Origin of the sequence: Paenibacillus durus, assembly GCF_000756615.1 — a bacterium.
Taxonomy (GTDB): domain Bacteria; phylum Bacillota; class Bacilli; order Paenibacillales; family Paenibacillaceae; genus Paenibacillus_AQ; species Paenibacillus_AQ durus.
Map to the genome: position 1 here is coordinate 634,940 of NZ_CP009288.1, position 20,628 is coordinate 655,567.

Annotated in this window: 19 protein-coding genes; 13 read left to right on the forward strand and 6 right to left on the reverse strand. The window is 52.7% G+C overall.

Features of this window, described 5'->3' with window-relative positions; genetic code table 11:
• The first annotated feature begins 60 nt into the window (after positions 1-60).
• A complete protein-coding gene (locus tag PDUR_RS02960) occupies positions 61-438 on the forward strand; it encodes a winged helix-turn-helix transcriptional regulator (protein ID WP_042205029.1) in 378 nt (125 codons plus the stop codon).
• A gap of 4 nt (positions 439-442) precedes the next feature.
• Here the strand turns inward: PDUR_RS02960 and PDUR_RS02965 are convergent, their stop codons facing one another.
• The gene (locus PDUR_RS02965; protein ID WP_042205030.1) at positions 443-895 is read right to left on the reverse strand and encodes a VOC family protein; all 453 of its coding nucleotides are present in this window, start codon (positions 893-895) and stop codon (positions 443-445) included.
• Positions 896-1,274: 379 nt separating this feature from the next.
• On the opposite strand from PDUR_RS02965, the gene PDUR_RS02970 reads away from it, so the two are divergent.
• From PDUR_RS02970 to PDUR_RS02980, 3 genes are all read left to right on the forward strand, one after another.
• The gene (locus PDUR_RS02970; RefSeq protein WP_042205031.1) at positions 1,275-1,709 is read left to right on the forward strand and encodes an Lrp/AsnC family transcriptional regulator; all 435 of its coding nucleotides are present in this window, start codon (positions 1,275-1,277) and stop codon (positions 1,707-1,709) included.
• 197 nt (positions 1,710-1,906) lie between these two features.
• On the forward strand, positions 1,907-3,448 hold the full coding sequence (locus tag PDUR_RS02975) for an N-acetylmuramoyl-L-alanine amidase family protein (RefSeq protein WP_407944308.1): 1,542 nt from the start codon (positions 1,907-1,909) through the stop codon (positions 3,446-3,448).
• Positions 3,449-3,461: 13 nt separating this feature from the next.
• Positions 3,462-4,019: a GerMN domain-containing protein gene (locus PDUR_RS02980; RefSeq protein ID WP_052409969.1), complete on the forward strand. Its 558-nt coding sequence runs from the start codon at positions 3,462-3,464 to the stop codon at positions 4,017-4,019.
• Between the two features lie 179 nt (positions 4,020-4,198).
• On the opposite strand, the gene PDUR_RS02985 is transcribed toward PDUR_RS02980, so the two are convergent.
• The 3 genes from PDUR_RS02985 to PDUR_RS02995 form a co-directional block, all read right to left on the reverse strand.
• Positions 4,199-4,765, reverse strand: a complete 567-nt coding sequence (locus PDUR_RS02985; RefSeq protein WP_042205033.1) for an FAD-dependent oxidoreductase — start codon at positions 4,763-4,765, stop codon at positions 4,199-4,201.
• A gap of 167 nt (positions 4,766-4,932) precedes the next feature.
• Entirely contained in the window at positions 4,933-6,597 is a 1,665-nt protein-coding gene (locus tag PDUR_RS02990) for a sensor histidine kinase (protein WP_042205034.1), read from the reverse strand.
• Positions 6,594-7,280: a response regulator transcription factor gene (locus tag PDUR_RS02995; RefSeq protein ID WP_042205035.1), complete on the reverse strand. Its 687-nt coding sequence runs from the start codon at positions 7,278-7,280 to the stop codon at positions 6,594-6,596. The genes PDUR_RS02990 and PDUR_RS02995 overlap by 4 nt, the downstream gene beginning before the upstream one ends.
• A 631-nt stretch (positions 7,281-7,911) precedes the next feature.
• On the opposite strand from PDUR_RS02995, the gene PDUR_RS03000 reads away from it, so the two are divergent.
• From PDUR_RS03000 to PDUR_RS03010, 3 genes are read left to right on the forward strand one after another with little or no spacing between them, the layout of a single operon-like run.
• Complete coding sequence (locus PDUR_RS03000) at positions 7,912-9,075, forward strand: glucose-1-phosphate adenylyltransferase (protein ID WP_042205036.1); 1,164 nt, start codon at positions 7,912-7,914, stop codon at positions 9,073-9,075.
• A gap of 24 nt (positions 9,076-9,099) precedes the next feature.
• On the forward strand, positions 9,100-10,203 hold the full coding sequence (gene glgD, locus PDUR_RS03005) for a glucose-1-phosphate adenylyltransferase subunit GlgD (protein WP_042205038.1): 1,104 nt from the start codon (positions 9,100-9,102) through the stop codon (positions 10,201-10,203).
• Between the two features lie 44 nt (positions 10,204-10,247).
• Complete coding sequence (locus PDUR_RS03010; RefSeq protein ID WP_042209003.1) at positions 10,248-12,680, forward strand: glycogen/starch/alpha-glucan phosphorylase; 2,433 nt, start codon at positions 10,248-10,250, stop codon at positions 12,678-12,680.
• 135 nt (positions 12,681-12,815) lie between these two features.
• On the opposite strand, the gene PDUR_RS03015 is transcribed toward PDUR_RS03010, so the two are convergent.
• The gene (locus PDUR_RS03015) at positions 12,816-13,295 is read right to left on the reverse strand and encodes a GAF domain-containing protein (protein ID WP_042205040.1); all 480 of its coding nucleotides are present in this window, start codon (positions 13,293-13,295) and stop codon (positions 12,816-12,818) included.
• Positions 13,296-13,519: 224 nt separating this feature from the next.
• Here PDUR_RS03015 and PDUR_RS03020 point away from each other — a divergent pair, with 224 nt between their 5' ends.
• The 3 genes from PDUR_RS03020 to PDUR_RS03030 all read left to right on the forward strand — a co-directional run bounded on the left by PDUR_RS03020 (position 13,520) and on the right by PDUR_RS03030 (position 16,069).
• A complete protein-coding gene (locus PDUR_RS03020; RefSeq protein WP_042205041.1) occupies positions 13,520-13,819 on the forward strand; it encodes a hypothetical protein in 300 nt (99 codons plus the stop codon).
• 151 nt (positions 13,820-13,970) lie between these two features.
• Entirely contained in the window at positions 13,971-14,531 is a 561-nt protein-coding gene (locus PDUR_RS03025; protein WP_042205042.1) for a GNAT family N-acetyltransferase, read from the forward strand.
• 26 nt (positions 14,532-14,557) lie between these two features.
• Positions 14,558-16,069 (forward strand): MDR family MFS transporter, encoded by a 1,512-nt coding sequence (locus PDUR_RS03030; RefSeq protein WP_042205043.1) that lies wholly within the window; start codon positions 14,558-14,560, stop codon positions 16,067-16,069.
• A 222-nt stretch (positions 16,070-16,291) separates the two neighbouring features.
• Here PDUR_RS03030 and PDUR_RS03035 read toward each other — a convergent pair whose 3' ends face one another.
• Positions 16,292-16,759 (reverse strand): MarR family winged helix-turn-helix transcriptional regulator, encoded by a 468-nt coding sequence (locus tag PDUR_RS03035; RefSeq protein WP_025691115.1) that lies wholly within the window; start codon positions 16,757-16,759, stop codon positions 16,292-16,294.
• A 317-nt stretch (positions 16,760-17,076) separates the two neighbouring features.
• On the opposite strand from PDUR_RS03035, the gene PDUR_RS03040 reads away from it, so the two are divergent.
• The 3 genes from PDUR_RS03040 to PDUR_RS03050 all read left to right on the forward strand — a co-directional run bounded on the left by PDUR_RS03040 (position 17,077) and on the right by PDUR_RS03050 (position 20,586).
• Positions 17,077-18,384, forward strand: a complete 1,308-nt coding sequence (locus tag PDUR_RS03040) for an MFS transporter (protein ID WP_042205044.1) — start codon at positions 17,077-17,079, stop codon at positions 18,382-18,384.
• Between the two features lie 203 nt (positions 18,385-18,587).
• Entirely contained in the window at positions 18,588-19,304 is a 717-nt protein-coding gene (locus PDUR_RS03045; RefSeq protein ID WP_407944309.1) for an ABC transporter ATP-binding protein, read from the forward strand.
• 19 nt (positions 19,305-19,323) lie between these two features.
• On the forward strand, positions 19,324-20,586 hold the full coding sequence (locus PDUR_RS03050; RefSeq protein ID WP_042205045.1) for an ABC transporter permease: 1,263 nt from the start codon (positions 19,324-19,326) through the stop codon (positions 20,584-20,586).
• Positions 20,587-20,628 lie beyond the last annotated feature (42 nt).

Genomic DNA, 20,628 nt, shown 5'->3' on the forward strand with positions numbered 1-20,628 from the left:
ATAAGTACGCATATTTTTATTATATAGTATTAAAAATCATACCATTGGAGGAGATGCTTAATGGGAGACCGGAGAAACAAGTACGGGGCTAAGCCAAACATGGAATGCTGTCCTGTGGAAACCACTCTCGATGTCATCGGCGGCAAATGGAAAGGGATTATTCTCTACCAGCTCATTGGCAGAACAAGAAGATTTAATGAATTCCGGCGTCTCAATCCGGGGATTACGCAGTTTATGCTTACCTTGCAGCTCCGGGAGCTTGAGCGGGACGGCATCGTTCACAGAGAAGTGTATAAAGAGGTTCCGCCAAAAGTGGAATACTCTCTGACCGATTTTGGCAGGACGCTTGAGCCGATTATCGTATCTATGAAAGCATGGGGGGAGTCCTACAAAATCAGGCTTAACGATATTAGAGCAGGGCAAGAGGAAGATAAGTGAGTATTCAGACGGAAGACCTGTCGAAATCAATATCCTCAATAAACTCGATCACTTCACCGTTGGGACTGTAAACCAAGGCATTTTTCACCACAAGCGGCGGTTCGCCAAGAGACATCTGACTCGGTTCTACACAGGCCTTTGCTCCATGAGCAATGGCTTTTTGATATGTATCGTCTACATCACTCACATAGAAAGCAAAATGCAGCAGCGCTCCGTAAGCTACATCCTCCTCAGACGAGGCTTTTTTGCCTTGGGCTGGAATGACGGCTTCATTATCAAAAACTTCGATGCAGGTTCTTCGATCGGGCGAAACGAGCATGGAAGCTTCTTTGATATGAAAGGAAGGCAGACTCCAAGAGTGCCCTACCTTAAATCCTAAAACCTCAGTATAAAAGGCAATAGTCCCTTCATAATCTTTGGCCTGGATCGCCACATGGGAAAGACCTTTTACGCTCATTCAATATCGCTCCTTATCTGTAAGTTGTTCATATATAAGCTGAACTAAAGATTTTCCCATCAGATACCAGTCGCAACTACGAGGAACGTTTGGACTTCCGGCCGCTGTTGTCTCCAGATTTCTTGATTTATTCCACTCTTCGCGGTTGAAATCCGGAGACAAAGGCGATCGCTATCGCTCCTACAGTTCCAAACTTCCCCTTCGTTACTCCTTACACTGATTACATTTTTCAAGTTCATCTTATATAGTATAGAAATTTAAATGTGTTAAATACATATGATAAATAAGAGTATATTGATAAAATAGTTATGAAATATAAGTTAATTCGATAGATATGGCTTAATTTATTTACATAATTGAATCAAGGGGGCTTACGGATATGGATCATCCGATCGATGATATTGACAGGAAGATTTTGCAGCTGCTTCAGCACAATGCGCGAATGACCATTTCGCAAATCAGTAAAGAAATCAGCATGTCCCAGCCGTCTGTTAAAGAAAGGATTTTGAAGCTGGAAGACAAAAAGATTATTACCGGGTATTCCACAGAACTTAATTTAAGCAATCTGAATCGGGGAACGACGACTTTTATCCTGCTAAAAACTGAACATTGCCAGGAACTCGTTGATTTTTGCAGCAAGGCTAGGGAAGTAACCGATTTATATCGAATCAGCGGGGAATATAATTATCTGCTTAAAGTGCAAACTGCATCGATCGAAGAGCTTGCCGAATTCCAAGACTCTCTTATTAAACTCGGACCTTCCAAGTCGCATATCAGCATGAAAAATATATTGGAAAATAGGGTTTTACTCTAAATCTGCGAGGTTTGGTAACAGGTCCTTTACTTCCCAACTGTGAATAAAACTAAAGAATACTATGTAAATATTTGTGAATATTTAGAAAATTCCATAACAAACAGCGAATATCTGCGTCTATAAATAGTATAAAAGGGGGACCCCAAACGACATTTGTCGCACAAATCATTGAGAGGTGAATTATGAAAAAGCTCGTTATGGCTCTTGCCTGTATAACGTTTTTGTTTTTGTTCGCAAGTGTGAGCGTTGGACAGGCCAATGCAGATACTGCCATTCGCCTTTACTTGGACAACAAATTACTTCAGCCGGAAGTTCCACCCCGGTTGGTGGGGAACACTACAATGGTTCCATTGCGGATCGTATCGGAAGAGCTTGGCGCAAAGGTGTCTTGGAATCAGGCTGACAAGCGGATAACCGTGAAAAAGGATGAACGGGTGCTTCGGCTTTACATTGATAAAACCAAAGCCTTTGTGAACGGAGATTCTTATCTATTGGAGACAGCTCCGTTGCTGGTAAAGGGAAGTACGTTGATTCCGGTTCGTTTTGTCACTGAAAATCTGGGGCTGAAGGTTATCTGGGATAAATCAACTCGCTCTGTCAGTCTCATCAATACAGGGGAAGTCGCCGTTTCGGGGAACCTTCCTGATAAAACGTCTTCGCCGGTTCCTGCCGGAGCAGCCCAGGCGCCCGGCCTGTCAAGCTCTGCGGCAGCTTCCACTAGTCCCAGTTCCCCCAAGCCGACTCCAAGCCCAAGCGCTGGAATGTTCTCCTCTCAGCCTTCGGAGACAACAAAGCCGGGAATTTCCTCAAGCCCTTCTGCATCGCCAGCAGATGACGGCACTAACGGGAATCTTCCGGTGGTCAACCGGATTGAACGGAGCGAAGACGGGCTGAAGATTGCGGCAGAGGGAGGCAGCATCAAACCTGAGGTTAGCGGCTTGTCCGATCCTGAGCGGCTTGTAATTGATGTTCCCGGAGCAACCCTGGGTCTAATGATGAATGGAGAGAACATGGTACAGAACGGAGAAATTCCTGTCAACGATTCGTACATAAACCAAATCCGGTACACTCTCTTCCAGGGCAATTCTTCCGGCGTCAGGATCATAGTCGACCTGAAGCAAAAGATACAGTACAATTTGCTGGAAAGCCAAGAATCGGGAGAATGGACATTACAATTAGGTCCAATGTATACAGATACGAAGCAATATCAGGTTGTTCTTGATGCTGGTCACGGGGGAACAGATCCAGGAAATACGTCGGTGGGAGGACGCTACGAGAAGGAATTTAATCTCGCCATAGTTTTGAAGCTGGCCAAGGTTCTGGAGGAAGACCCCAACATTTCCGTCTTTTTGACCAGACAAGACGACACTGCTGTGAAACGGGCAGATCGTGCAACTTTTGCCAATAATCTTAAAGCGGATATATTCATCTCTATTCACGGTAACAGTTATAGGAAGCAGTCTGCTTCCGGAACGGAAACTCACTATACGCGAGACGACAGCAAGGAACTGGCTGATGTGCTCCATCGGCATATTGTACCGGCTACCGGTTTCATTGACCGAAAAGTACGCAAGTCGAACTTTCAGGTGACCAGGGAGACAGTTATGCCCGCGGTGCTGTGTGAAATTGGATTTATGTCCAACCCGCAGGAAGAACGGACGATGTGGGATGAACAATTCCAATTGCGGGTGGCTGAGGCTATAGCAGCCGGGATTAAAGAATATCTGCAGGTTCCATGAGGAGGGGTCCACAATGCGTATGATTAAAATCATTTTGCTGTGCTTCGCCGTTGGTTTGACCTTAAGCGTAACGGGTTGTGGGGATAGAAAAACAGGTACCGGCGGTTCTCACGATCCGGCAGCTTCTTCTTCCGCTACGGCGGCTCCTTCAGCTTCACCTACTGAAGCTGCTGAGAAGGAAGAAACGATTGCAACGTATTACGGGAACGCCGATGCGACTGGTCTCGTCCCAAAGGAGTCGGTTATTCGTTATTCCAGGGAAACGGATAAATATTTGGCTGCTTTGAATGCTCTTAAAACAAGCCCGGAGGATAATATTGTTTCGTTATGCCCCAATACTACCTTCCTGTCTGCCGGACTGAACTCCGGCAATTTGACTGTTGATTTGCATTTACCGGACGAGGATCGGCTGGGGGCTTCCGGAGAAGAATTGTTGCTGGAAGCTTTACGTAATACATTGTTCCAATTTAAAGAGGTCGAAACCTTTGAAGTGCTGGTGGATGGAAATCAAGTCGAATCACTGATGGGGCATTTTGATTTGCCTTCTCCGTTTACACGCAGCGAGAATTAAAAGAAGAGAGCAATATGGGAATAAACGACTAATGAACTCATTTTGCAGACTTGGACCGCTGGGAAATCCATTAAAGCGCAAAAGAACGTCGCTATGGCAAAAAGGCCCGAGGACGTTCTTTTTGTCAACCTAATGTATCTATTGATTCTGCGGGGCTCTTGGTCCCGAGAGCTTTTCACTCAGGCCTTCAGTACATCATGGTCCACATATCTCGCGCCGTTCAGCTCGCTGATGACGTTAATCGCCACCTTCGCGCCGTCGCCTGCCGTAATGACGGCATGCACGCTGACTCCGGCAACGGTGCCTGCGGCCCAGATGCCTTCAACGTTGGTCTTGCCGGAAGCGTCCACGGCGACAACGGTCTTGATTCTCGGCTCCGTGCCGTCCTTCGTTTCAACGCCTGCTTTGGCGGCAAGATCCGTCAGCACACCGGTAGCCAGAATCACATGCTTCGCTTCATAGGCCGCGCCGCTTTCGGTTTCAATGGTAAAGCCTTCGCCGCTTTTAGCGATGGAAACGGCCTGTCCCGCGATCAGCTCCGCTCCGAACTTCACCGCCTGCTTGTGCCCGGTCTCCACGAGGTCGGGTCCGCCAATCTCGGAAATGCCGTAATAATTCTCATACCAGCCTCTGCGGGTCATCCCTTTGTCATTGTCGATAAGCAGCGTTTTCTTACCCGCCTTGGCAGTGAACAGCGCAGCGCTTGCACCGGCAGGGCCGGCTCCGATTACAGCGACATCGTACATATGATTTACCTCCTAAAAGTTTTGCGGAGCATAAGCTCCTTGAATGGCAACGCAGCAAAACTCGCATCGAAAGCGTGGGCTAAGTTTTGCGGAGCATAGGCTCCTTGAAATGTCGGCGCAGCATAAGCTGATTTGTATTCTATTGCTGCTATCTATTATATCGTTAGTTACTGGTCCTTTGCCAATGCCTGCAAGCAGGGCAGGAACACCCGGAAGGCCGTGCCTATGCCCGGCGTGCTAGTAACGCCGATTTCTCCGCCATGCGCCTCAGCTATCGATTTCGATATGGACAGTCCGAGCCCTGAACCGCCGTACCTGCGGGCGCGGGAAGGGTCGCTGCGGTAAAATCGGTCGAACACATGGGGGATATGCTCCGCAGGGATGCCGATTCCGTTATCCCGCACGGTCAGCTCCGCGCGGGAGCCGATAGGCTGCAAGGAGACAGTCACTCTGCCTGTCTTGGGGTCGGTATACTGTACCGCATTCTGGAACAGATTAAGAACCACCTGCTTGATCTTGTCAGGATCGTAAATACCGATTATGCCGCAGGAGATATCGAAGACAAGCTCGCGGTCTCCGGCAAGCATCTCTAGCTGTGGATGCATCTCGCCAATCACTTCGTCCAATCGAAGCTCTTTGGCTTGAAGCTGCGGGGCGCCGTCCATTCGGGCGAGCAGCAGCAGATCCTCCACGAGCTTGTTGATTCGCTTCGATTCGCCGTGCATGCTGCGCAGCGCGTGATACAGCTGCTCCTTGTTCTCCGCGGCTCCCCGCAGCAGCACCTCCAGAAAACCGTGAATGGAGGTCAGCGGCGTCCGAAGCTCATGAGAGGCGTCAGCCGCAAATCTGCGCATCTGCTCCTTGGCTTCCCGCTCGTTCTTAAACGATGTCTCAAGCCGCTCCAGCATGGCATTGAAGGAATGGGACAACTGGTCGATTTCGGTCTGGCCCTGCGAGGCCAGGAACCGGACATCGAGATTTCCGGCGTCGATCACCTGGGCGGTCCTGCCCATATTGGACAGCGGCCCAAGTGTCTTGCGGAGCGCGGGCAGATACAAGAGAGAGCCGCCCAGCAGAGCTGCCGCGGACAGAGCGGCATAAATCAACAGCTGACGCATAATAACGTCGCGCAGCGAAGCCGTATCCGTCGTCATTTGCAGGACGCCTGTCGGATGAAAAGGACGGCCGAGAATCATGAACACGGCCAGATGCTCGGTTCCGTCCTCTGCGGTCAGGAGCTTGTAATCGCGAGTCACTCTATACACGGGATGCGCAAGCAGCTGATTGTATTCTTCATCGGTCATACGGGGAGCAGATGCTTCGTCCGCCGTTTCCGCCTGCAGATCGGTGAAGGTACCGTCGGACCTATAAAGGGCGATCATCGTATGGGCATCCAGCAGCAGGGGGCGCCGTCCTTCACCCCGTATGACACCCGGACCGCCTCCGCCGCTGGCTTGGCCCGATGCAGCGCTGCCGTTGTCGGAAATGGCGCCAGGGGACACTAGACTTCCGCCTTCGGGATCTGCGCCGCTCACACCCGGACCGCTACCGTCCTGCGGGCCTTCCGCAGCGGCTCCCGGGAATGGAGGGGCAATGCTGCCTTCGCGGTCTTCCGCAAGCTCGGAATAGAACTCGCGCGGCACCGACATGATCTGTGCATGCATGGCTTCCGCTCTGCTGGCATAGAGGAAGTTCCGCATTAACACATATTGAAGTACGCCAATGAGCAGAAGCAGCCCTGACAAAATCAGCAGCGAGACGGCGAGCAGCCGCCCCCGGAGCGAGCGCGGAGGATGCAGCCGCCGCCGGAAGAAGGGCAAGCCGGGAGTCATATCAGGTCCAACCGGTAGCCCGCGCCGCGCAGCGTGCGTATGATGCGGTGCTCTTTATCGCCCAGCTTCTCCCGCAGAGAACGGATGTATACTTCCACGATATTCTCTTCTCCCCCGAAGTCGTATCCCCAGACTTTATCAAGGATCATGGGCTTGCTCAGCACAAGCCCGTGATTGATGACCATGTGCTGCAACAGCTCGTATTCGGTTGGAGACAGCTCAAGGACCGTTTCCTTGAAGCGGATTTCCTTGCGCCGGCTGTCGATGACGAAGGGACCGCAGCGCACCTCGCCGAGCAGCCCCGGGAACTGGTTGCGCAGACGCGCCTGAATCCGCGCCAGCAGCTCGTCGAAGCTGAAGGGCTTAACCATATAATCGTCGGCCCCGATAGACAGGCCCTTGACGCGGTCGTTGATTTCATCCTTGGCCGTCAGCATAATCACGGCGACTTCCGCCTCCTCATTCCTGAAATGCCTGCACACTTCAAAGCCATTCATGCCGGGCATCATAATATCGAGGATGGCTACATGAGGTTTAAATTCGTCGGCAACCGCCAGAGCGGATAATCCGTCCGGCGCCGTTCTTACGTCAAATCCTTCGTTAATGAGGCCAAGCTCAAGAAACTGGAGGATGTGTGGCTCATCGTCTACCAGCAGCAGACGGACGCCTTGGTGAGCTTTCATGGATATCCCTCCATGCCATATATTTAACATGCTTTTTTTATGAATTTCGGGGTCCCCGCACAGTAATTGGAATAAGCTGCGAAGGCAAGGCTTCACTTTGTGGGGCTCGTTATATTATGCCATAGGAACTTGAACGTTTGCTGAAAATTACCTTACATATTTAATCCGAAAAAATCTTTCACAGGCCCTCAAAATGGTTAATCTAAAGTATGGAGGACATTTTCGTTTTCCATCCCTTATGCCGACAGAACGGTGATAAGGAAACGATTACAAAAAAAGGGGTGGCGACGAGAAGGGATGGCGGAAAGCTGCGGTGTTCCAACTGTTTTTTTATTTAGGAAAGGGTTTTGACGAAGGGTATCCGAACACTTACAATAAGGATATAAAGCCGGAACCGAAGTGTTCCCCGTTTAGCTCCGGCTGCATAGATCCATTCAAGACTTCCCCCGTTTTCAAGACTTTTTCAAGCTTCCAACTCTATTCAAAAAGTTCAGTAACACCCGGTTTAAAATGCCCTGTCATCCCGTATTATTCATTAGAGCGTTTTTACACGCTGTCTTTGCTACGCACCAATCATTTTATCTTATTTATGGAAGAAGCTTTACTACCCTATGTCAAGGAGGCTTTTCCAATGAAGAAAAAAGAAATGGTAGCCATGCTTTTGGCTGGTGGTCAAGGAAAAAGATTGAAGGGCCTGACCAAATCGATTGCCAAGCCCGCTGTCTATTTCGGGGGCACCTACCGGATCATTGATTTTCCGCTCAGCAACTGCACGAACTCCGGAATAGACACTGTTGGTGTGTTAACTCAATACGAACCACTTGTGCTGAGTTCTTATATCGGCATTGGCAGCGACTGGGACCTCAACCGCAAGAATGGGGGCGTATTCGTACTCCCTCCTCATGAACGCGAAGACGGCAGCAACTGGTACCGGGGAACGGCTGATGCGATCTACCGGAATCTTAAATTTGTCGATCAATTCGATCCTGAGCATGTGCTCATTCTTTCCGGCGATCATATTTACAAAATGAACTATAACGCCATGCTTCAATATCATTTGGAAAGAAAGGCCGACTGCACCATTTCGGTCATAGACGTTCCGCTTGAGGAAGCAAGCCGTTTCGGCATACTGAATACGGAAGAAAATCTCAGAATTTATGAATTCGAGGAGAAACCCGCAAAGCCTAAGAGCACTTTAGCTTCCATGGGGGTTTATATTTTCAAATGGGATGTTCTTCGTCGTGCGCTTTTGGATGATGGAGAGGAATCGGATTCTTCCCATGACTTCGGCAAAGACATCATTCCGACGCTGCTGTCGAAGGGCAAATCCTTGTATGCTTATCCGTTCGAGGGCTACTGGAGAGACGTCGGCACGGTGACCAGTTTGTGGGAAGCCAATATGGACCTTCTCAGCGACAATCCGCCGCTTAACCTTAATGATCCTTCGTGGAGAATCTTTACCCGCAACCCGAACCAGCCGGCACAGTATGTGGCTCCGGGTGCGAAAGTATCGGGCTCCCTTATCAATGAGGGCTGCATCGTTCGCGGGGAAGTGAAGCATTCCGTACTCTTCTATGGAGTCGAAATTGGCGAGGGCAGCGTAATCACGGATTCCGTCATCATGCCCAAGGTAAAAATCGGCAAAAATGTCCGTATCCACAAAGCCATCATCAGTGAGAATACGGTAATCGAGGATTATATGGAAATCGGTACGGACCGGGAAAACGAGGACGAAATATTGTTAATCGATAATCGCAGCAAAAAACGGAAATCGGTCCCGGCGAAAACCATATAATCTTAAAGAGGACGGTGTAACTCGATGAAACAGCTCATGGGAGTAATCAATCTTGATCATGAATTGGACCATTTAAATGAACTAACGTATTTCCGCTGCGGTGCGGCCGTGCCTTTTGCCAGCCGCTACCGTCTGATCGATTTTGTCCTGTCCAATATGATGCGCGCGGAGCTTGAAAGCGTGGGTCTGTTCGTCCGCCGCAAATACCGTTCTCTGATGGACCATCTTGGAGATGGGAAATCATGGGATATGAACCGCAAGCATGGCGGACTGTTTATCCTGCCTCCCGATTGGAATGATCCGACAGATACGTCTCTTGGGGATTTGCAGCATTTTCACAATAACCTGGATTTCTTCAAACGGTCATCCGCCAAATACATCGTCCATTCCGGAAGCCAGCATATCAACACGATCGATTTTCAAGAGCTGTACAGCTATCACTTGGAAAAGGGGGCCGATGTCACCCTTGTATACAAAAAAATCGACCATCTCGAGCCGGAGCATGATCCCTGCCTGCGCCTTGAAGTGGATGAGGATGGCCATGTGCTGAATATTCATCATGAGAAGAACCATCCGAATATCTATATGGAAATGTTTATTATGGAAAAAGAGCTGTTTCTGGAACAGGTGGAATACTGCATTGCCCATGGGGAGAGCTTCTTTTTCCGGGACGCTATTCAAAAAAGACGCGACAAGCTCAAAATTGCCGCTTTTGAATACACGGGCTATCATGCCGTCATTAACTCTGTGGCCAGCTATTACAAGAGCAGCATGAAGCTTCTGAATCATGATGAGTATACCGACCTGTTCCACGACAACCAGGTTCAGACCAAAATTAAGTACGAAGCCCCGACCCGCTATCTGGAAAGCGCCAATGTCAGCAATTCGCTGGTGGCGAACGGCTGCATCATCGCCGGCACGGTGGAGAACAGCGTCATATTCCGCGGTGTCCAGATCCGTAAGGGAGCAAGGGTTGTGAACTCCGTCGTCATGCAGAAGTGCGTCATTGAAGAAGATGCTGTTATTGAGAATGTTATATTGGATAAGGACGTACAGCTCAGCCGGGAGCGGATTCTCGTCGGCGACAGCAAGCGGCCGTTCGTCATTGCCAAGAGCAGCAAAATGTAAAACGGTTTTAACCGAAAACGTTATTGTCAGGAGGAACCTGTTTGTTGTTTACCGATAAAGAAGCATTCAAAAAAGCATTTGTCGAAGATTTGGTCGGGAAGCTGGGTAAGCCGCTGGAGGAAGCCTCTAATGCCGACATTTACCACATTCTAGGCAGTATGGTCCGCGCACAGGCCGGTAAGAACTGGGCGAATACCAACTTGAAATACAAAGACGGCAAGGAAAAGCAGGTCTACTACTTCTCGATGGAGTTCCTTATCGGCAGGCTTCTGGGCAATAATCTGCTGAATATGGGCGTTCTGGAGATGGTGCGGGACGGTCTTAATGAGCTGGGCTTCTCCCTTCAGGAGGTCGAGGAGGAGGAGGCGGACGCAGGTCTCGGCAACGGCGGATTAGGGCGGCTTGCGGCCTGCTTTCTCGATTCCCTGGCCTCCCTGCAATATGCGGGACATGGCTGCGGCATACGCTACAAATATGGCTTGTTCGAGCAGAAGATCGTTGACGGATACCAGGTGGAGCTGCCCGATTACTGGCTGCAAAAAGACAACGTGTGGGAAGTGCGCCGTGAGGACAAGAGTGTGGAGGTAAGGTTCTGGGGACGCGTCGAGACTGAAACTGTAGGCGAAAAGCTCGTGTTCCGGCACAAGGATTACGAGACGGTCCGTGCGGTGCCGTACGATGTGCCGATCATCGGCGCCGATCGGCGGCATGTCAATACGCTGCGCAATTGGAGCGCCGAGTCGATTCTCCAGCCGAACAGGGATTTTGGCCCGAACACGGGCACCGATTATCACAAATTTCTCGAGTACAAGCGGGCTGTGGAATCCATCTCGGAATTCCTCTACCCGGATGATTCCGAGTACGAGGGCAAGCTGCTCCGCCTGAAACAGCAGTATTTCCTCTGCAGCGCCGGCTTGCAGAGCATCCTGCGCTTTTACTGGAAACTCGGGCTTCCGCTGTCGGAGCTTCCGAATAAGGTGGCGCTGCATATTAACGATACGCATCCAACGCTGGTGATTCCGGAGCTGATGCGGATTCTCATGGATGACAGAGGTCTGGAATGGGATGAAGCTTGGGACTTAACCACGCGCATGGTTTCCTATACCAACCATACGATTCTTAGCGAGGCGCTGGAGAAGTGGCCGGTGAATATGGTGCGGGATTTGGTGCCCCGGGTCTATCTCATCATCGAAGAGATTAACGCAAGGTTCTGCGGCGAGCTAATGAAGCGGTATCCCGAAGACCATAACCGGATCGCGCAAATGGCGATTATTTATGACGACCAGGTCCGGATGGCGCATCTGGCGATTGTGGGCAGCCACAGTGTCAACGGCGTAGCCGCGCTGCATACGGAAATTTTGCGGAAGCGGGAAATGAGATTGTTCGACGAGATGTACCCGAACCGGTTCAACAACAAGACGAACGGGATCACTCATCGCCGCTGGCTGATGCATGCCAACCGGGATTTGGCCGGTCTAATCACTGAGGCGATCGGTCCGCGCTGGATAACCCATCCGCAGGAAATGATCGGCCTGATCAAATACTGCGAGGATGCTTCGTTCCAGCAAAAGGTATCCGATATCAAACGGAAGAACAAGCTGCGTCTGGCGGAATACATCAAGAGCAAGCATAACGTCATGATCGATCCGGACTCCATTTTCGATGTCCAGGTCAAACGTCTGCATGCTTATAAGCGCCAACTGCTTAATATTTTGCACATTATGCATTTGTACAATCAGATTAAGGCGAGTCCGAATCTCGACATGGTGCCCCGCACGTTTATTTTCGGCGCTAAAGCGGCTCCGAGCTATCATTTGGCGAAACGGATTATCAAGCTCATCAATACCGTTGCCGATATCGTGGCCAAAGACCCTGACGTGAAGGGCAAAATCCGTATCTTCTTCTTGGAGAACTATTCAGTATCCCTGGCAGAGAAGATTATCCCGGCGGCTGATGTCAGCGAGCAGATCTCGACGGCGAGCAAGGAAGCTTCCGGCACCGGAAATATGAAGTTTATGATGAACGGCGCGCTGACCATCGGAACGATGGACGGAGCCAATGTCGAGATGAATGAAATGATCGGCAACGATAATATGTTCCTGTTCGGACTGCGCGCAGAGCAGGTAATGGATTATTACCAGTACGGCGGATATTATGCCCGCGATATGTACAACAGCGACAGCCGGTTGAAAGAAGTTCTGGACCAGCTTATTACACCGGGGCCGATCTGCTGCTACCATCAGGATTTCGAGAATATTTTCCATTCACTGCTCGATAATAACGACGAATTCTTCGTGCTTAAGGATTTTCCGAGTTATGTGGAGACGCATGTGGAAATCGACCGCGCTTACCGCAACCGGAGCGAATGGCTGAAGAAGTCCATTATCAATATCGGCCATTCCGGCAAGTTCTCAAGCGACAATACGATTAGCCGTTACGCGTCCGAAATTTGGAATATCCGGTCTGTACCGCTCTGAAGCCATATGAAACGAACGGCAGCAGAAAAAGAAATATAACGGCAAGCGGCTGTGCCCCGAAGATTCGGAGCGCAGCCGCTTTTGCTCATGTATGAATACGGAATATCGCCATGCGGCAGGCACAATTGAATATGGTTAAAGAACCTCGGAGACCATGGTTGCAAAGCGCTCCAGAAACCGTCGTTCCTCGTCGTCGAACCGGTGTTTGAGCGGGCTGTCAACATCAAGCACGCCCAGAAGCCGTTCGTCCTTAATCAGCGGAACGACAACTTCGCTGTTGGAGGCGAGATCGCAGGCGATATGTCCCGGAAAGGCATGCACATCGTCCACGACTAGTGTCCGGCGTTCGTTAGCCGCCGTGCCGCAGACGCCCCGGCCCAGCGGGATGCGGATGCAGGCGGGCAGACCCTGGAAAGGGCCGAGCACAAGCTCCTTGCCGTCATAAAGATAGAATCCGACCCAGTTCGTGTCCGTGAGAGAGAGCTTAAGCAGCGCCGCAGCATTGGCCAAATTCGCTATTGCATTCGGTTCGTCTTTCATCAAGGCCCCAAGCTGAATTAGAACGGATTCAAACCGCTCGCTGCGCGTTCCGTCATAGGGCATAGCCTGAAACATGGAGCATCACCTTCCTATACATGAAGTCAATCTTGAATGAGCAACTGTTGTATCTAACAACATAGTACAGCCGCCAAGCAGTCGTCAAGCCTTGGCGCAGTATTGTCAAATTTATACAACCGGTTGCTGTTGCCTCCCCCGAACCCATGCGTGTTTCCGCCCGAGGGTTAGGGGGTAATAACTCTATAGACCAAGGAAGGCTTAATGGCCGGAAGGAGTGAAACATGCGAGCCGATGTACAGAATATGTTCATAGGAATCCACATGCTTTATAATGCCCGCGAGCGGGACCTGACGGTGACCGATATGCAGACTAAGCTTGAGAATTACGGATACAGGATAGGTGAGCGTGAAGTCAAGCAAGAGCTGGAGCGTTTGACGCAGGATAACTTCCTGACCGCCCATGGCGAGGAGTACAGCATTACGGGTACGGGAATCGAGGAGTACAAGGAAATTCTGGCCAAGCTGGAGCTGCTGCTTAGCGAGGCTAGGAAACCATTTAAGACTGCCGATACGGCGGGCTGAACCAAGGGAGCGGGCTTCGCCCGAGCCCATACCCAAATGGAATGAATTATTATTTTGGCGCCAGTAGGGATGCATTCCGCGTCCTGTACGGGCGCTATTTTTGTTGGCTTCAAAATAAGGTATAATGGACGGATTACAAGGGGGCGAGGGGATGGAGGAGCACAGCGAAACAGCGCCCGAACTGGCTGGCCGCAGACTGAAGCTGCGGGCTTTAAGACAGGAGGATTCCGGCGCGCTTCTTCACTGCTGGTCCCATCCGGAGGCGGCTTATTGGCTTGGAATCAAGCCGCTGGTCTCCAAGGCGGAAGCGGAAGAACTCATCCGGCTGCTCCTGGAAATGGAGCGTGAAGAGGAGAGCCTGCGCTGGAGCATTGAGCTCACCAGCGGGGAGGTGATCGGCAGCTGCGGTTATAACAACTGGCAGCTGACGGGAGCCTTCCGCGGCGAGGTGGGCTGCGAGTTATCGCCGGCATTTTGGGGCCAGGGGTATATGCGCGAAGCGCTGACGCTGGCGCTTCGGTATGGCTTCGAAGAGATGAAGCTGAACCGGGTGGAGGCGCAGTGCCTTCCGGCCAACCTCCGGTCTGGCCGGATGTTTGCCTCGCTCGGGTTCCGCAGGGAGGGAACGCTGCGCGAGTACCGCCATACACCGTCCGGGTTTCAGGACGTAGATTTATATGCGCTGCTGCGCCGGGATTGGCGCGATTTATAATCCTAGAGAGAGAAGGATAATCATTCATGATGCTGCGAGGAACGTCAGAACGCGGGCTGATCTTGACGGGGGTGCTGCTGGCAACCTTTCTGGCCGCGATTGAAGGCACTGTTACCGGACCTGCCGGGCCGGCCATAGCCGGTGATTTTAAAGGCATGCAGTGGCTCAGCTGGATCTTCACCGCTTATTTGCTGGCAATGGCGGTAACTACGCCGATTTTTGGCAAAATCAGCGATCTGTTCGGCCGGAAGCCCGTATTCTTAGGGGGGACTGCCGTATTTCTCGCCGGCTCGCTGCTGTGCGCAGTGTCTCAGAGTATGGAGCAGCTTGTGGCCTTTCGCGCGCTGCAGGGGATGGGTGCAGGAGCTCTGATTCCAGTTACATTTACGATCATTGGGGATATATACAGCATTGAAGAGCGGGCCAAGACTCAAGGCATGCTGAGTTCGGTATGGGGAATTTCTTCGCTGGTCGGCCCGCTGCTTGGCGGTTATGTGGTCGATTATTTGAGCTGGCGCTGGGTCTTTGTCTTTAATCTGCCGTTTGGCCTGCTGGCGATTGTCTTTATCGCCCGGTACTTGAAGGAAGACCGGATACGCCGCAAGACGGAGATCGATATATTCGGCGTCCTGCTGTTCGCGGCAGGAATGGGCGCGCTGCTGTTCGGCTTGTCCACCGGCGGACAGAACTTTTCATGGAATTCGCCGCTGCTGATCGCCACGCTTGCGGCATCTGTACTGCTGCTGGCCGCCTTTTGGGCAGTGGAACGGCGCGTCCTGGAGCCGATGCTTCCGCTCGGTCTGTTCCGGGTCCGCAACATCGCCTTCTCGACGGGCTCCAACCTGTTAATCAGCACGCTGGTTATCGGGCTGTCTACATATGTGCCGCTCTGGGTACAGGGGGTGAACGGAGGCAGCGCGGCATTGTCCGGCCTACTGATTGCTCCGCTGTCGGTCGGCTGGATATTCGGCTCCGTGGCTGGCGGACGCCTAATCCTGCGCGCGGGCTCGCGCCGAACAGCGATGCTGGGCCTTGCGCTGATCTTCGCCGGAGCCTTAGGCCTTGCGCTACTGTCCCGAGGCTCACACTCTTTACCTTTGCTTGCCCTGATGCTGCTCTGCGGCATAGGCTTTGGCTACTGCTCGACCGTCTTTACGATTATCGCCCAGTCTTCTGTGGGACATAGCATGCGCGGCGCTTCAACGGCACTGAACACGTTCACCCGCTCGCTGGGGCAGACGGTCGGGGTAGCCGTGTTCGGTTCATGGCTGAATCTGCGGATCGACCAGCTGCTGAAGGGCTTATCTTCGGGCGGGATTACAGGAGAGGATATTAATAAGCTGCTCGATCCCCAGGCCGGAGCTGAGCTATCCGGTACCGCTGGCGGCGTTCTGCGGACCGCGCTCGAAGGCGGGCTGCATTCGCTCTTTATCGTTATGGCGGTTATCGCCGCGCTGTCCCTGCTGATTTCGGCGGGCCTCCGCAGCGGCGTTCCGGTGGCGGAACAGGAGAGCATCGCTTTTAAGAAAGCGCAATAAGGGGCTGTACGGTTACGGCGGAGATGGATGCAGCCGGACAGCGCGCGAGAAACTTGGAGCGGGAAATGAAATTGCAAAAAAACGGCTGCGCGCCCTCTATGGGCTGTGCAGCCGTTTTTGTTGAAATATAAGGCTCTATTAGCTTCGCGCCAAATTAAAGAAGCCTGTGAGGCAAAACCGGTTACCTTTAAATATCGCCTGTGGTCCCTAAACTGCAGGGAGCTATTTCCGAGGAAGGGGAGACAGCTTCTCAGCCTGCAGCCCCATCTTTTTCAGCAGAACGATCATCTGTTCTTTCTCCTCGTCATTCAGTCCGCTGAATGCAAGGTGGATACGCTCCGAATATTTCGGATACATATCGTTCATCAGACGCTCGCCCTCTGCAGTCAGCTCCGCAAAAATAACGCGGCGGTCGGTAGGGCAGGGCTTCCGCTGCAAGTAACCGCGCTCTTCGAGCTTGTCGATGACGTAAGTAACATTCCCGCTCTGCAGCAGCAGCTTGGCGCCGATCTGCTGGATTGGCTGCGGTCCTTTATAATAAAGCACTTCCATGACGGCAAAGGCCGTCGGATTGAACCCTTCGATCTTGCTTCCGATTACGGCATGTTCATTGATACTCTTGAAAGACTTGGCGAACACCCGGTACAAGTGCAGCGTCAACTGGGTATCGCGTTCATAGGATTGTATCATGCATCTCTCACCCTTTGTTATTAATTCTTCTTGCGGGCCGCCCGCAGGGTTGAACAATCTCATCCTGAAAGCAAGGGACCTGTGCAGCGAACCTGTATATATTCTTACAATACGTGAATAAATGGCAGAAAAACATGTGATTTGTCACAATGAGTACACTTTTAATTATTAAAAATCAAAATGCTTTCAGTCCCTATACCGAGACCTAAATCAGCCTGGGCGGGTAGCGGCGATTACATCCCGGGACGGATGGATAAAGTTTCCTGTTATCTTAATATGGCTTTATGAAGCAAAGGGACGATGGGAGTGGTATAGCAATGAGTAATCAGAATTCTGACAATGAAGAAAAAAGCAAACTGACACTGAGCCGCCCGCTGGTGCTGCTGCTCTCGGCGCAGCTCATATCCAATATAGGCGATTGGCTCCATGTGCTCGCGCTGCTGACGATGGTCGGATTGAAATGGAACGCGACGCCTTGGGAGATTACCGCCATCTCGCTCTGTATGGCTGCTCCGATGCTGCTCGGCGGACCTTTCGCCGGCGTGGCTGCCGACAGGCTGAACCGCAAGGCGCTGATGATCGGATCGGATATAGCCCGTACGGTTATTGTGGCCTTGCTCGTATTCGCCGGATCGCTGACTCAGGTTTATGTGCTGCTGCTGCTCAAGGGAACGATGGATGTGATCTTCTCACCGGCCAAGAGCGGCAAGCTCAAGGAGCTGGTTCCTGTCTCCCAAATGGATGCCGCAGTTGCGATGAGTTCTTCCATAGAGCAGATCACGAAGATTCTTGGCCCCGCCCTCGGCGGTCTGCTTGTGGCATTGTTCGGCATCTCCGCCTGTTATCTGATTGACGCGGCAACATTTCTGGTATCGGCCGCGATTCTGATCGCTCTGCCGCGGGACCGCAGAGCGGGGGCTTCGGCCCGGACGGAAGGACGCCCCGGAGATCGGCGGTCTTTCCGCCGGGAAATGGCCGAAGGCCTGCGGATGATTGCCGGAATGCCCGCCGTGCTCAGTGGCATTCTCATGCTCATATTGGTGCTGCTCGTGCTGAATATCGCCGATTCGCAGCTCGTGACGCTGTTCCGGATCATTCCCGGCGTCAGCGGCGATCTGCTCGGCTGGTGCGTAGGGGCAAGCGGGCTCGGCACGCTGATCGCTGCGCTGCTGGCAAGGCGGATGGGCAGCTCCCGGCATCCGCTTCTATTCATGGGCCTTGGCGCGGTATTGATGGGAGCGGTATTTGCCGGCGCGGCCGTGGCGACCGCTAACGGCAGACCGGGGGCAGTGATTTATATTATTTTGTTTTCCGCTTTTCTTGTGGCGGGAGCCGGAGCCGGGTTTGTCTTCATTCCGTTTCAGTCGATGCTGCAGAAACGGACGCCTGAAGCCTACACCGGCCGGGTCTTCGGAACAGTAAACAGTCTGACCAGCACGTCCGTCATTTTGGGACCGGTGGCCGGCGGAGCGCTGGTTACGGCGTCAGGTCCGGTAGTTGCCTTTATCGTCTCCGGCTTGCTTACCCTGCTGCTAGGCACAGCGATGCTGGCGCTGCGGGGATTGATCGAACGCAGGGATCACGGGGCTGAAGCGGGAAGCTCCAAAGAGCCGGCTGCCGTGTAATCTTAAAGAATCGCTGCAAAAGCCGTGATCGGATGGTAAGATATGTATTAGTGTCTGGAGCGGGATTGTAATCATAGAGTAGAAGATATGAAACCGATATTAGACCTTATCTATAATGTTTTTGGGAGATGGAACGAATGGTAGAGCCGGAAGCGGTAATAGATTTACCGGAACGGGAAATGGAGCAGGAGCAGGAACGGGAAATGCCGGAGCGGGATGATATTGTACTGGATGTTTCCATAGCCGAGGCGGGGTATGAGGAAGGGGATGTCCGCATCGCCGATATTTCGTTTGAGGTCCGGCGCGGTCAGCTGCTTGGGCTGATCGGTCCGAACGGAGCCGGTAAAAGTACGACAATCAAGACGCTGCTCGGGCTGCTGAAGCATGCGAAGGCTAAGGTTGCGATCGGCGGTTCGGGGGGCGGTTCTTACGCCTATGTGCCGGAGCAGCCGGTCTTTTATGAGGATCTGACGCTGTGGGAGCATCTTGACCTGTCGGCTGCCGCTTACGGACTGGACTACGGGAGCTTCAAGGAGGCGGCGGAGCGGCTGCTCCGCCAGTTCGGCATGGAGCATGTGCGCGACGATCTGCCGGCGGGCTTCTCCAAAGGGATGAAGCAGAAAATGATGCTGATGCTTGGATTTCTTGTACAGCCCGACGTCTATATCGTAGACGAGCCGTTTATCGGACTCGACCCCCGTGCGACCAAAGACTTCCTGCGTCTGCTGGAGACGGAGCGGCGGCGGGGGGCGGGAGTGCTGATGTCAACGCATGTTCTGGATACGGCGGAAAAGATCTGCGATTCGTTTGTACTCATATCCTCCGGTCGCGTAGCGGCCTCCGGCACGCTGGAAAATATACGCGCGGCAGCGGGACTGCCGGAAGCCTCGCTGTTCGACTGCTTCGATGCGCTGGCATGATGGGAGGGAGACGTTAGCCATGAGCAACTTAGACGAAACCCGCCGGGGCTATGACATCCGGACTCCCGGCAGCCTGCTGAGAAGGCGGCTTGGCCACCATTGGAAAGAACAATGGGGCATCATCCGCACCGCTGCGGACTGGACGGTATTTTTATACATCCTTATCCCGGGCGGGCTGCTTGGCGGAAGATTTTATTACGGGTTCTGGAATGAGCCGCTTCCGGCATGGGTTACGCTGCTTCCCTATGCCGTCCTGCCGGCGCTGTTGGCCTTTCTGATGCAGGGCGGCATTCTGCTGCTGCTGCATGAAGGTGACCTGCTATTTTTGCGGCAGCGCAAGAATTGGATACGCACGGTTATGCTTGGCGGAATTTTGTACAGCCTGTTGGTGACGGCGCTGAAAATTACGGCAGGCTTTCTGCTTCTGCTGCCGTTTCTCGTTCGCGGCTACGGGCTAAGCGGGATGGGCGCGGGAGCGCTGCTGGTTCTGAGTCTATGCTGCGGGACATGCGTCAAGCTGCTTGCGCACAATGTAAAGGTACAGAAGCAGGGCTGGCGCAGGTGGCTATGGATGCTGCTCGCCGCATGGCTGCCCAGCGGGCTGTACATTCGCGCCGCCGTCGCCTGGAGCGCCCATCCGGCGCTGCTGCTGCTTGCCGCTGCCGTGTATGCGGCGGTGGCGGCTGCCGGGCTGCGGTCAAGGCTGGCCTTGCGCGGCACGTTCCTTGGCGACGTGCGCGAGGATTTCAAGCAGCGGATGAAGATAGCCGGACTGCTGCTGAGAGGCGTCATCGATAAGCCGCGTCCGACCCGGCATAAGCCCTGGATCTTCCGTAAATCCCGGCCGCTGCTGCGCCCCAGTTCCCCGGAAAGCCGGCTGGCCGGAGCTTCCATTAAGGCGTTTATACGTAATCCGGGACATTTAAAGCTGTATCTTCAGTTTTCTGGAGTGGGTGCCGTGGCCGTTCTGATCGTTCCGGGAATGCTGAAATGGGCTATCTGTGTTGTGCTGGTCTTTTTGATGGCCTCGTGGCTGGTCTCTTACTGGAAAGTATTCGCCGGCGATGAATTTATCGCGCTGCTCCCGTTCAGCAAAGACCGGAAAGCGGACGCGGGGAGTCTGGCGGTTCCGATTCTGCTGCTTCCTTTCTCCATATTATGCGCGGCGGTCGTCTCGATGCCGCTGTACGGCTGGTGGGGGCTTGCGGTATTTATACCCGCTGGCGCAGCGATCGGCATTATGGCTGCCAGAGTGTTTACAGCCTTTCGGCTGGCCCGGTAAATTCGCATAGAATCGAAAACCAGCGTGAACGCCGAGGGGCTC

Coding starts and splice junctions, on each gene's coding strand:
- PDUR_RS02985 (WP_042205033.1), bottom strand. CDS start 4,765: ATGTACGATGTCGCTGTAATCGGAGCCGGCCCTGCCGGTGCAAGCGCT.
- PDUR_RS03020 (WP_042205041.1), top strand. CDS start 13,520: ATGCGAGCCGATGTACAGAATATGTTCATAGGAATCCACATGCTTTAT.
- PDUR_RS03015 (WP_042205040.1), bottom strand. CDS start 13,295: ATGTTTCAGGCTATGCCCTATGACGGAACGCGCAGCGAGCGGTTTGAA.
- PDUR_RS02995 (WP_042205035.1), bottom strand. CDS start 7,280: ATGAAAGCTCACCAAGGCGTCCGTCTGCTGCTGGTAGACGATGAGCCA.
- PDUR_RS02970 (WP_042205031.1), top strand. CDS start 1,275: ATGGATCATCCGATCGATGATATTGACAGGAAGATTTTGCAGCTGCTT.
- PDUR_RS02980 (WP_052409969.1), top strand. CDS start 3,462: ATGCGTATGATTAAAATCATTTTGCTGTGCTTCGCCGTTGGTTTGACC.
- PDUR_RS03040 (WP_042205044.1), top strand. CDS start 17,077: ATGAGTAATCAGAATTCTGACAATGAAGAAAAAAGCAAACTGACACTG.
- PDUR_RS03030 (WP_042205043.1), top strand. CDS start 14,558: ATGATGCTGCGAGGAACGTCAGAACGCGGGCTGATCTTGACGGGGGTG.
- glgD (WP_042205038.1), top strand. CDS start 9,100: ATGAAACAGCTCATGGGAGTAATCAATCTTGATCATGAATTGGACCAT.
- PDUR_RS03000 (WP_042205036.1), top strand. CDS start 7,912: ATGAAGAAAAAAGAAATGGTAGCCATGCTTTTGGCTGGTGGTCAAGGA.
- PDUR_RS03025 (WP_042205042.1), top strand. CDS start 13,971: ATGGAGGAGCACAGCGAAACAGCGCCCGAACTGGCTGGCCGCAGACTG.
- PDUR_RS02965 (WP_042205030.1), bottom strand. CDS start 895: ATGAGCGTAAAAGGTCTTTCCCATGTGGCGATCCAGGCCAAAGATTAT.
- PDUR_RS02960 (WP_042205029.1), top strand. CDS start 61: ATGGGAGACCGGAGAAACAAGTACGGGGCTAAGCCAAACATGGAATGC.
- PDUR_RS03050 (WP_042205045.1), top strand. CDS start 19,324: ATGAGCAACTTAGACGAAACCCGCCGGGGCTATGACATCCGGACTCCC.
- PDUR_RS02990 (WP_042205034.1), bottom strand. CDS start 6,597: ATGACTCCCGGCTTGCCCTTCTTCCGGCGGCGGCTGCATCCTCCGCGC.
- PDUR_RS03045 (WP_407944309.1), top strand. CDS start 18,588: ATGCCGGAGCGGGATGATATTGTACTGGATGTTTCCATAGCCGAGGCG.
- PDUR_RS03035 (WP_025691115.1), bottom strand. CDS start 16,759: ATGATACAATCCTATGAACGCGATACCCAGTTGACGCTGCACTTGTAC.
- PDUR_RS02975 (WP_407944308.1), top strand. CDS start 1,907: ATGGCTCTTGCCTGTATAACGTTTTTGTTTTTGTTCGCAAGTGTGAGC.